Raw genomic sequence first — 12,074 nt, 5'->3', positions numbered from 1 at the left:
ATCCTAGTCTTGCTTATTTCAGTGTGAGTGTTCATGGCCGGCATGATGATGTTTGTGGTCGTGCGGTGCATCCTTACGAATACAGCAGCCTTCTACATAGTGACTTGTACCATCTGTAAAGAACTCTTCTTTAAATACAGGTACTTCATGCTTTACTCGCTCAACTGCTTCCTCACATGCTTGAAAAGCTTCACGGCGATGGGCTGCATAAGCAATTGCAATAATGGCTGTTTCGCCAACATCTAAATATCCAATCCGATGAACCACTCGCACATAAGATACCTGATACTTTTTCTCAATTTCCAGTTCAATTTCACGTATCATTTTTTCAGAAAGCGGTTTATACGAGGTATATTTCAGTGCTTTAACAGCTTTACCTTCATGATGATTACGAACCGTACCCATAAAAATATCAATTCCACCGCATTCAGGAAATGATTCAATAGGATCAAAGGTATCAAGGCTTAAAGCCTGCTCTTGTATACGTGCAAAATCTCGCATGACTTACCCTCCTGCAACTGGTGATAATAAAACCAAAGTACACGGCTCACTTAAGGCAGATTGTCTGGTTATAACGTTATCCTCTATCGCACATGCACATTTTTCCATGGCCTGTGTACATTCCGGATGTAAAGTCACAATTTGATCTAAGACATCTTTCACTAAAATATCGGTGGGGAAAACTAACGAAAGATTTTGTGGAAGCAATTTTTCAATTGCACCAAATGATTCGATTTTAATTTGGATAGATTGCTGCATTTATCCCCCAAGCATATGCATACTGATTTTACGGGTTTGTTGATGTTGTAAAGCATGAAAGCCCTTAGCTTTATTCCAGATATACGGCATAACTTTCTCTTTTAACTGCTGACTATGCAACATATGATCGGTTGAGTTCTGTGCGCGTAATAGCGCTTGAAGCTGAGGTTTAATATTTAAACCCTGCTGCGCAAATAGACAGTTGTACAACTCGCCTTGTGCGGTTAGTCGTATGCGGTCACATTGGTGGCAAAAGGAATGAGTAATAGTTGAAATGATGCCTAGAGCATAATGATTATTCAGCAAATATTGGCGCGCTGGTTCGTGCTGCTGCTCGATAACTTGTACTGAATAATGCGGTTGTAACGCCTGTAAAATTTCAGCTTCACTCACCACATCTTTATTTGACCAAAGTGCATCGCCATCAAGAGGCATGAATTCAATAAAACGTAGTGGAATCTGGTTAGCAATCGACCATCTCACCATAGGTAGGATTTGATCGTCATTTTTATTTTTCATTAACACACAGTTAATTTTAAAGGGTAATCCTGCATCTTTTGCAGCTTGAATACCTTCAAGAACTGGTTCTAATTTTTTCTTGGTGAGTTCTTTGAATTGAATTGGATCAAGACTATCCAAACTAATATTTAGGTCATCTAAACCAGCATCTTTTAACTGCTGAGCGTATTTAGCCAGATAATGTCCGTTGGTGGTCATTGAAATGCGTTTTAAACCTAATGCTTTTAAGGCTTGTAAATCACGGACGAAATGGACAATGCCTTGACGCATTAATGGCTCTCCGCCCGTAATACGGATGCTTTCAACACCATGTTGCACCATAAAACTGCAAAACTGAAAGAGCGCCTCAAAACTAAGCAAATCTTGTTTATTCAGCCATTCAGGATGTTCCGGCATGCAATAGACACACTTAAAATTACAGCGATCGGTTACTGAAATTCGTAACTTTCGCTTGATACGGCCATATTGGTCTTGCAGAACAGATGGCGTATTTTCAGAGTGATATTGTTTCATCTTTTGCACTCATGTCGAGAACAGTTCAAATATTGCTGGCACCTTTTCTGGGCAATTAAAGTAGAAAATTGCGCCTCTATAGTGCTCTGATGTTTATGCAAAATTTGTTCCAATTCTATTTATCATCCATAACTATTCGGGTTTTAATTAAAATATTGGCCTACTGTTTTAGCTCAGTTTTAAAAAGTCTTGCACAATCAGCGCGGCCTCAACTTGTTATATTGCCCTACTTTATTTCTAGCACTTTTCTAAACGGATGGGTACATATTTATGGTACGGCGTTTTAGATAATGGATCACAATGTTCAGCGGAAATTAGTCTGTTTAATTGTGGTCCAATTGGCTCTCCACCTTGAAAGCGCATACCGTAACCATGCGGAAGCGAAACAACTCCTTTTCGCATTCCTTCATCAAAATCTACAGTAACCTGAATTTCTCCATGTTGAGAAATACATTTAAGCTGACCGCCTGCATCTACATTTAGGTGCTTTGCATCTTCAGGATGAATGCGTAAAGCTCCTTCAGCATCTACTTTTCGCCAAGCTGGATCACGGTAAATTTGATTGGCGTTATAGCTACGTCGCTCACCTGATAAAAGTATGAATGGAAATTCTTCTACATTAACCTGATGATTTTTTAAATTTGCAAGCTCGTTTAACATCTCTGGAATAGCAAGACGTATTTTCTTATCTTTATAAGCCACTAGTTTCCAGACTTCATCATATTCATGTTGTGACAACACCACACCTGAACGTTGCTTTAAAATTTGCTCGAATAAACGGACGCCTAAAGTTAAAGGGTTACCTTTATAACCTGCATGGCGTACCGCTTTGGTGTGTAACACAGCATATTGAATTGACAGTGGCAGTAAAAAAGCAACTGAACCAGCTGAGTTTTCTATCCGTTTTCCTAAAGTGCGATAGAGAATTGAAGCGGCAAAAGGGATATATTTTTTATGTCGGGCAAAAGTTAAACCTAAAGCAGATAGATAAGGTAAATAGGATGTTTTTTTCGAGTCAACCGCAGCAATTTTTTCTAAAAGCGGAAAGCGTTTTGGAATCACCTGCATGGCTTCAAGTAATCGTGTATAAATTTCTGCCTCTGGCAAAGTATTCGCTTGAGCGGTCAATACTGGATGTCTTAGGTGAAAGCCATTCTTAGGAAACTCAAGATTAAAGCCCGTAAATTCCCATTTCTCAAACTGAGTGTGTGCAGGCAAAATATAGTCAGCGAGTCTAGCAGTTTCTGTCATGGCGACATCGACCACAACCAACAAATCTAATGCTTTAAATGCTTCCTCAAAAGCTGGTGTATCTGGATAAGTTAATAACGGATTACAGCTATCTACAAAAACTGCGCGAATTCGCTTTTCCCCTGCTTTTAAGATTTCATCGGGTAAAATGTTAGGTGGGAAAAACCCTGATATCGGGAACATTTTATGGTAAACACTACGTCTATATTTTGGCTTTCTTTCATCCGTATCGCTTAAGATTGGAATAAACATAGTATGCAAATTATTGGTGCCTTGCTTTCCAAAGTTTCCAGTCACTAAGTACAGTAGTTTTTCTAAATATCCGTTTAATGTCGTGTTTAAAGTATGTTGAATACCTAAATCAATACGCACACAGCCTCTTTTAGCTTTGGCAAAATCTCGAACCACTTGGTAAATCAAATCGACTGGAACATCAGCTTTAGCAATATAGTCTTCAATCGGCACACGACTAAATGCTGTTTTTACGTCTTCAAAACCGTGCGTATGCTGCTCAATAAACGCTGCATCATAAAGGTTTTCTTTAATAATGATTGCAATCATTGCTGACATTAAAAAAGCATCTGTTCCAGGTTTTAGCTGCACATGAATATCTGCTTGTTTGGCTGTCTCGGTAACACGTGGGTCAAACACTACCATGGTCCGATTCGGATCTTTCTTAATATGTTTTAGCGTGTCGCGTGCGTTGGGAATGCCATGGGCCTGAAAAGGATTTGTCCCAATGAAAAGAACATAATCGGCATACTCAACATCTTCTGTGGTATGGCAAGCCTGACTCCCGAATAACCGCCCATTGAGCCAGAAATCACCTGTTTTTTCTTGTGCAAGAGAGTTGTAAGCATAATAACTTTTCATGGCCAGCAAAAGTTGGCGACCATACGCGGCACCCAGATGATTGCCTTGACCGCCACCACCAACAGAAGCAAAAGCAGTTCCACCAAACTTATCTCTAATCTGCACTAATCGATTAGCAATTTCTTGAATTGCAACATCCCAACTCACTTCTTTAAATGAGCCATCTGGCTGGCGTTTTAAAGGTGCGGTCAAACGATCTGCGTGTTGCTGGTAGTGCTGTAACCTAGCAGCTTTTTGGCAAATGTAGCCTTGAGAAAATGGATGTTCGGGATCACCTTTAATTTTGACAAACTGGTTATCTTTAATTTCTACGCTTAAACCGCAGTTTCTAGAACACAAAATACATGCGGTCACATCTGTTTTATTTTGCTTCAGCGCTTCAATCATGCCCTTTGACTCCCTTTATTTTTATACATTTGATTGGAATAAATAACAAGTTCCAAAATAGAACTTAAATAATAAATAGTCAACAGTACAAAGATTAAAAACGTATTTCACTCGACCAATGTAAGTTTTAAATCACTCATATACGAAGTTAATTTGCTGTAAAAATTTCTTTAAATGCTTTGATTTGTTTGTATTGCTGAAGCTCATCCAATGAGTTGATGCTATGAAAAAAAAGATTCTGTTTTTGAAATATAGCCACTTGAGCATGTAAAAGCTTAAAGCACTCTTTCAAACTTAACCGCTGCTTTTCAATTTGCTCTGTTATGGCATTTAAACTTTCACGTTTTAATAAGCAAAATGGGTATAAGGCATCTCCATTAATTGAAACATAAGCTGCCTGAGCCTGTTTATTTTTCCGAAGTGCACCGTGTAATTTGGCAACGACTTGGGTAGGTATATAGGTCACATCACAAGGGATAAATAAAACATAGTCTGCGCTTACATTTGACCATGCACTTTTCATTCCCATCAGCGGACCGAAAAAACCTGCTGCATCATCTTGATAACATTGAATGTCCGGCACAATACTTTGATAAATTGAATAATCACGATGACTATTCACCCAAATTTCAGACACTGAGGATCTTAGTTTCTGATGAATTTTAGTGAGTTGAGTTTCACCATCAAATTGCTGCAACAATTTGTTTAAACCATTCATACGGCGAGCTTGTCCACCCGCCAGAATGACCAAATCAGTTACGGGATACCCCTTATTCACACTTCCACCTCCTGTTGGCAAGCTTTAATCAAGCCACGGATTTCAGGTAAACATGAACCACAGTTACCACCTGCTTTTAAACAAGCTGTCACTTGTTTTTCATGAGTAATATTTTGAGTTTTGATTGCGTCTATAATTTTGTTCTTACCTACTTTAAAACAACTACAGACTAAAGGTCCGTCATTATTTGTAGCAGACATTGGCATGCCAGCCAGTAACGCTTTTCGGTGTAACGCACTTAAACGTTCACGTTTAAACAGACTTGCGACCCAATCACGATCCGGCAATAAATCTGGTGGAGCGATATATAAGCTTGCGATCACCACACCGTCTTTCAAAATGATGCTATGACTGAGTTGTGAAGAAATATCTTCAATACTCAACCATTCAAAAGTTTCATCGGCAAAAGGCAAGAAGCTTTTTAGGTTCTTTTGGGTGTCATGAAAAGTTTGACGGTCTGCAAGTTCATAACGATTAGTTTTCACCATTTTGACCTTGGTCCACCATGCACAGTGATGTAGCGATTCTTGAATATGTGAATCGTATCCTTCACGCACATAAAGTACGCCCTGCCAAGTGGTATAAAACGGTTGAATCGTGACAGGTGTATGTTTGAACTCAGGTTCGCCTGAAATAGCATCGACTTCGGGGTTAACGACTTTACCAATACGGGCATCGGACGCAACTTGTTCAGTCCAGTGAATTGGGGCAAAAATTTGGCCACGACGTACACCCGACGAGAATGTTACACGTAGTACACAACTGCCCCATTTTGAACGGACTTCGACCAAGCCTTGATCACGTACACCAAACTTCAAGGCATCACTCGGATGAATCTCACAAAATGGTTCGGCACGGTGACTGGTCAAATTTGGTGACAAACCTGTACGCGTCATGGTGTGCCATTGGTCTCGAATACGTCCAGTGTTTAAAATAAGTGGATAGTCTTCTGAAATTGCATGTACTGGGTCAATTGCAACAGTTGGAATCAATTTCGCTTTAGTGTTTTTATGACTAAACCGGCCCTTGCCAAACAGTTGTTGAACGGCTTTAGCGTCTTGGTTTTTATTCCACACTGGCCATTGCACTGGTTGTAGAGCATCGTACTCGTCATTACTTAGGTTCATTAATCCTTTCAGGTTGAAATAACGGAAATTATTACTCTCTTCTCGTACATCTATATCTGCATTGTCTTGTGCAGATAACGCTGCATGTTCATTAAAGATGTCACTGGCACTCGTAAAGTCAAAACCTTTAAAGCCCAATTTTTTCGCGACTTGGCTAACAGACCACCAATCCGCATTTGCTTCACCCGGTGCAGGTAAGAATGCACGCTGGCGTGAAATACGGCGCTCAGAGTTCGTCACAGTTCCATCTTTCTCACCCCAGCCTAGGGCGGGAAGTAAAACATCGGCATAAGCTGTCGTATCCGTATCTGCACAGATATCTGACACGACGACTAATTCACACTTCTCTAAAGCACGTTTGACTTGATCGGCATCTGGCAGACTCACGACTGGATTGGTTGCCATAATCCAAATCGCTTTAATTTTTCCTGCTTCAACGGCATGGAACAAATCCACTGCTTTTAAACCCGCTTGAGTCGCAATAAATGGACTGTCCCAAAAGGTTTGCACTACTTTCTGATGTAGTGGATTATCTAAGTCCATGTGCGCAGCCAGCATATTGGCTAAGCCACCAACTTCACGCCCACCCATCGCATTGGGCTGACCTGTCATCGAAAATGGTGCAGCGCCGAGCTTACCAATTTTTCCAGTCAATAAATGACAGTTAATAATGCTATTGGCTTTATTTACACCCTGACTTGATTGATTCACACCCATTGAAAATAAGGTGATGACTTTTTCAGTTTGAGCGAATTTCTCGAAGAAATGCTGCAATTTGTCTAAAGAAATACCACTACGTTTTGCCACATATTCGATATCAGTTTCTGGCTGACTACTTGCCAAAACATCGTGCAGACCTTCGGTATAAGCATCTACAAAGGCCTGATCAGCATGACCATTTCCATATAAATATTGAAATAAGCCATTAAACAACGTGACATCTTGACCCGGCAAAATCGGTAAATGTAAATCCGCTTGTTCACAAGTACTGGTAAAACGTGGGTCAATTACCACCACATACATATCTGGATTTTGGCTCTTAGCCTGCATGATCCGCTGATAAAGTACAGGATGACACCATGCAGTATTGGAACCGACTAAAACCACCATGTCGGCATGTTCAAAATCTTCATAGCTTGCAGGGACAATATCTTCACCAAAGCTGCGTTTATGCCCAGCAACCGCAGATGACATGCAAAGGCGCGAGTTGGTGTCGATATTTGCCGTGCCCAAATAGCCTTTTACAAACTTATTCACCACATAATAGTCTTCAGTCAAAAGCTGACCTGAAACATAAAATGCAATGCTGTCACGGCCATATTGGTCGATACAAGATTGGAATTTATCAGCAATTTTATTGATTGCCGCATCCCATGTCGTTACTACCCGATCGGCTTTTCGTCCCATCATCGGTTGTAGAACACGTGTTTCTAACCCCAAAGTATCCGCCAAGCGGCTACCTTTAATACATAAGCGTCCAAAGTTGGAAGGATGCTCAGCATCCCCCTCAACTTGTACCAGAGGTCCTTGAGGTTTTTGCTGGACGTTTACGCTAACACCGCAACCCACCCCACAATATGGACATGTTGTTTTGGTTATAGTTGTTGCAACATGGTCGGAGCTATCGATTTCAACGCTTGGAATACTATTCATAACTGCTCCTTTCCTTATTTAGCCTGCATTTTTTAATGCAAAATCTCGACCAAATAGCAGTTTATTTCTAAATGATGAGACTGGGGTTTGATCTGCAATTAACTCTGCATACCACATGCCATCTTCAGTATCGCCAAATAAAACTGCACCAATTACTCTATCACTTTGAATAATAATGCGTTTGTAGATGTGACGTTTTTCATCATTCAAAATAATGTCTTCATAATCATCTTTCGGCTCAAAGTTACCCGCCGAGAATACATCGACACCACTTACTTTTAATTGAGTCGGTACGGTTGGCGCTTTAAAAGTTAAACTGCCGTGCTCTGCTAAATGTGTCGCGCAAATAAATGCTTGGCCCCATAATGGTTCAACCAAACCAAAAGTTTGTCCACGGTGTTCAATACACTCACCCACCGCATAAATACTTGGGTCAAACGTTTGCATGGTGTCATTCACCAATACACCGCGGTTACAACGTAAACCGGCACTTTGCGCCAAGCTAATATTTGGACGAATACCGACTGCAAATACTACAAGATCGGCTTCTAAAACCGTGCCATCTTTCAAACGGATTTGCTTCACATGACCGTTTTCGTCACCAATTAACGCTTCAGTATTCGCTTCGGTAATAATGTGAATGCCTTTTTGCTCAATACTATGACGCAGTAACTGACTCGCACGGCTGTCAAGTTGACGCTCCATAATGCGGTCCATTAAATGCAGCACAGTTACATTCATACCGCGTTGTTTTAAACCGTACGCTGCTTCTAAACCAAGTAAACCACCGCCAATCACCACTGCATTGGTTTTTGAATCGCAGTATTCAATCATGGTATTAACGTCATAAATATCACGGAAAGTTAACACGCCCTTTAAGTCGACACCTTGAACTGGCGGAATAAACGGAGCCGAACCTGTCGCCAAGATCAAACGGTCATAATCAACAGTTTGCCCTTTTTCGGTGTAAACCACTTTACGAGGACGATCAATTTTTACGGCCTTGTCACCTGCAATAAATTTGATGCCTTTATCGTCATACCACTTCGGTGGATGGAGCATAATGTCTTCAATGGTTTTTTCACCTGATAAAACCGGAGATAGCATAATGCGGTTATAGTTTCCCCAAGGTTCTTCACCAATTACCGTGACTTCATAACGGTCTGGTGCCATATCTAGTAAATCTTCTAGGCAACGCATTCCTGCTAAACCATTACCAATCAACACCAGTTTAAGTTTGTCTTGAGACACACCTGTATTGGTAATATAAGTTTTTTGCGGCACAGGGTTGATCAAAACACGACCATCAACAATTTTGCTCGGATAAACTGAGAGTTTTTGGTCTTTATCTTCTAAACAACGACCCGTTGCCAAACTAAAGTGTTGTTTATAGATTGGCGATGCAATGACCCGTTCACCTTGTAAATCGCCAATAATGCCGCGGCTCATGACGTTAGCTTGGCTAAACGGATCTTTATTGCTTAACACGTAAACACGTTTTTCATGCCCCACACGGAAGATTGAAACTGCTTGACCACCCACTAGCGCACCTGCGCCAGTATTGGGAGTTAAATCATCGAGTGCACATACATCAATCCATTGATCATCAGGAAGCATATTTTTGTCTTGTACAATATTCATAGAGATTCTCCTTGTTATGCTTCAACCATTGGAATGCGGTCTTCTGAACGCTCAGCATCAGTTAATGGACGGATCTGACCACGTTCAGTCGTAAATTGAATGTGTGGATCGGCCTGTTCACTTGCATCTGCATTGATATAGGTCTGGAAGCGTTTACGCACTTCAGGATTTTCTACCGCAGTACGCCATTCGTCTTGATATGTGCCAATAATATGTTCCATACGGCGCTCAAGCTCGGCAGCCAAACCAAGAGAGTCATCTACAACGACAGATTTAAGGTAATCTAAGCCACCTTCCATGTTGTCGCGCCATACGCTGGTACGTTGTAAACGGTCTGCAGTTTGAATATAGAACATATAGAAACGGTCGATATAACGGATGAGCGTTGCTTTATCGAGGTCAGAGGCAAGTAGTTCTGCATGACGTGGTTTCATCCCACCGTTACCACATACATAAAGATTCCAACCTTTTTCGGTCGCGATAATACCGACGTCTTTGCCTTGTGCTTCTGCACACTCACGTGTACATCCAGACACAGCCATTTTTAATTTATGTGGTGAACGTAAACCTTTATAGCGGTTTTCAAGTTCAATCGCCAAACCAACCGAGTTGTCTACCCCGTAACGGCACCAAGTACTTCCCACACATGATTTCACGGTCCGCAATGATTTACCGTAAGCATGACCAGACTCGAAACCAGCAGCATTTAACTCTTCCCAAATGAATGGAAGCTCGTGAACTTGCGCACCGAACATGTCAACACGCTGACCACCTGTGATTTTGGTGTAGAGATTATATTTCTTAGCAATTTGACCAATGGCAATTAAACCATCTGGAGTCACTTCACCACCTGCCATACGCGGTACAACTGAGTAAGAGCCGTCTTTTTGGATGTTACCCAAGTAGTAGTCGTTACTGTCTTGTAAGCCCGCATGGCTTGGCTCAAGTACGAAATCATTCCAGCAAGATGCCAAAATGTTTGCCGCAGCAGGTTTACAGATATCACACCCTAAACCATGACCATGTTGATGAATCAAATCATCGAAGGTTTTAATTTCATTAACACGAACCAAGTGATACAACTCTTGGCGCGAGTACGGGAAGTGTTCGCAAATATGATTATTTACCGTTACACCTTGACGTTGTAACTCAGATTTCAACACTTGAGTCACTAATGGTGCACAACCACCACATGCTGTTGCTGCTTTGGTGCATTTCTTTAATGCACCTAAAGAAGTCGAGCCATCGCAAATCGCTTGGCAAATGTCCGCTTTTGATACGTTGTTACATGAACAAATCGTTGCGCTGTCTGGCAACAAATCTACACCGCTACCACCTGACTTACCTGCCGACTGTTCAAAGCCCGGCATAATCAAGCTTTCAGGAACTTCTGGTAAAGCCAGACCGTTTAACATCATTTGTAAAAGGTCGTTGTATTCTTTTGCATCACCCACCAAAACTGCACCAAGCAATTTGGTTTTATCTGCATTTACAACAATCTTTTTATAAACCAGTGCATGCTCATCTGCATAGAAATAGCTTAATGCACCCGGCGTCATAGCATGCGCATCACCTACAGAGGCAACATCCACACCCATCAACTTCAACTTAGTGCTCATGTCTGCACCAGCGAAGCAATTACACTCTTCATCTAGAATGTGTTTTGCTGCAATACGTGCCATGTCATAGCCCGGTGCAACCAAACCATAAATTTTATTTTGCCAAAGTGCACATTCACCAATGGCATAGACATTGGTATCTGAAGTTTGGCAGTAATCATTAATGACGATACCACCACGCTCACCAATCGCAAGTCCACTGTTGCGTGCAAGCTCATCACGTGGACGGATCCCCGCAGAGAATAAGATGACGTCTGCTTCAAGCTCACTACCATCTGCAAATTTCATTACATGCGTAGTGCTGTTGCCCGATTCAATAGATTGAGTCGCTTTTTGTGTATGAACTTTTACACCAAGATCTTCGATTTTTCGGCGTAAAACTTTACCGCCTAAGTCATCAATTTGAACTGCCATTAAACGTGGCGCAAACTCAACAACATGAGTTTCTAGATCTAAATCACGCAACGCTTTAGCTGCCTCAAGACCCAGTAAACCACCACCAATAACTACACCTGTTTTTGCATTAAGACTTGCTGCACGAATCGCGTCTAAGTCTTCAATCGTACGGTAAACAAAACAGTTTTCACGGTCGTTACCTGGAATTGGGGGGACAAATGCATAAGAACCCGTTGCCAACACCAATTTGTCATAGCTAATCACATCGCCATGGTTGGTTGTAACTGTTTGCGCTGCTGTATCAATTGCCATTGCTTTAGTGTTTAAACGTAAGTCAATACCATGCGCATCGGCAAAGTCAAAACGAGCTAAAGATAAATCTTTTGCCGATTTCCCCGAAAAATATTCTGTCAAATGTACGCGGTCATACGCGATACGAGGCTCTTCCGCGAGAATCGTGATTTCCAGTTCATCATCTGCTTTTTCTAAAATGGCTTCGATGAATTTGTGGCCCACCATACCATGACCAATCATTACCAATTTCATAGTGTTTCTCCT

Annotated in this window: 8 protein-coding genes; all 8 read right to left on the bottom strand. The window is 41.3% G+C overall.

Annotated features, from left to right (window positions below):
* Positions 1-18: 18 nt before the first annotated feature.
* On the bottom strand, positions 19-501 hold the full coding sequence (locus POD11_RS04320) for a molybdenum cofactor biosynthesis protein MoaE (RefSeq protein WP_262456535.1): 483 nt from the start codon (positions 499-501) through the stop codon (positions 19-21).
* A 3-nt stretch (positions 502-504) separates the two neighbouring features.
* Positions 505-759: a MoaD/ThiS family protein gene (locus POD11_RS04315; RefSeq protein ID WP_262456534.1), complete on the bottom strand. Its 255-nt coding sequence runs from the start codon at positions 757-759 to the stop codon at positions 505-507.
* The gene (gene moaA / locus POD11_RS04310; RefSeq protein ID WP_262456533.1) at positions 760-1,800 is read right to left on the bottom strand and encodes a GTP 3',8-cyclase MoaA; all 1,041 of its coding nucleotides are present in this window, start codon (positions 1,798-1,800) and stop codon (positions 760-762) included.
* 228 nt (positions 1,801-2,028) lie between these two features.
* Positions 2,029-4,302, bottom strand: a complete 2,274-nt coding sequence (locus tag POD11_RS04305; protein WP_262456532.1) for a molybdopterin-dependent oxidoreductase — start codon at positions 4,300-4,302, stop codon at positions 2,029-2,031.
* 148 nt (positions 4,303-4,450) lie between these two features.
* On the bottom strand, positions 4,451-5,080 hold the full coding sequence (gene mobA / locus POD11_RS04300) for a molybdenum cofactor guanylyltransferase (RefSeq protein WP_262456531.1): 630 nt from the start codon (positions 5,078-5,080) through the stop codon (positions 4,451-4,453).
* Positions 5,077-7,860, bottom strand: a complete 2,784-nt coding sequence (locus POD11_RS04295; RefSeq protein ID WP_262456530.1) for a nitrate reductase — start codon at positions 7,858-7,860, stop codon at positions 5,077-5,079. The genes mobA and POD11_RS04295 overlap by 4 nt, the downstream gene beginning before the upstream one ends.
* A gap of 18 nt (positions 7,861-7,878) precedes the next feature.
* Positions 7,879-9,501 carry a nitrite reductase small subunit NirD gene (gene nirD, locus POD11_RS04290; protein WP_262456529.1) on the bottom strand — a complete coding sequence of 541 codons (1,623 nt, stop codon included), beginning with the start codon at positions 9,499-9,501 and terminating at the stop codon, positions 7,879-7,881.
* A gap of 14 nt (positions 9,502-9,515) precedes the next feature.
* Positions 9,516-12,062, bottom strand: coding sequence for a nitrite reductase large subunit NirB (nirB, locus tag POD11_RS04285; protein ID WP_262456528.1), 2,547 nt, complete (start codon positions 12,060-12,062; stop codon positions 9,516-9,518).
* Between the last annotated feature and the right edge of the window lie 12 nt (positions 12,063-12,074).

The sequence above is a fragment of the Acinetobacter sp. P1(2023) genome, from assembly GCF_028367635.1.
GTDB classification, from domain to species: Bacteria; Pseudomonadota; Gammaproteobacteria; order Pseudomonadales; family Moraxellaceae; genus Acinetobacter; species Acinetobacter pittii_E.
Note: the sequence above shows the minus strand (reverse complement) of the source record. Positions and strands in the feature narration are given on the sequence as shown.

Bases quoted from the DNA above. Each gene is read 5' to 3' on its own strand.
- POD11_RS04320 (WP_262456535.1), bottom strand. From the start codon at position 501: ATGCGAGATTTTGCACGTATACAAGAGCAGGCTTTAAGCCTTGATACC.
- nirB (WP_262456528.1), bottom strand. From the start codon at position 12,062: ATGAAATTGGTAATGATTGGTCATGGTATGGTGGGCCACAAATTCATC.
- POD11_RS04295 (WP_262456530.1), bottom strand. From the start codon at position 7,860: ATGAATAGTATTCCAAGCGTTGAAATCGATAGCTCCGACCATGTTGCA.
- nirD (WP_262456529.1), bottom strand. From the start codon at position 9,501: ATGAATATTGTACAAGACAAAAATATGCTTCCTGATGATCAATGGATT.
- POD11_RS04305 (WP_262456532.1), bottom strand. From the start codon at position 4,302: ATGATTGAAGCGCTGAAGCAAAATAAAACAGATGTGACCGCATGTATT.
- POD11_RS04315 (WP_262456534.1), bottom strand. From the start codon at position 759: ATGCAGCAATCTATCCAAATTAAAATCGAATCATTTGGTGCAATTGAA.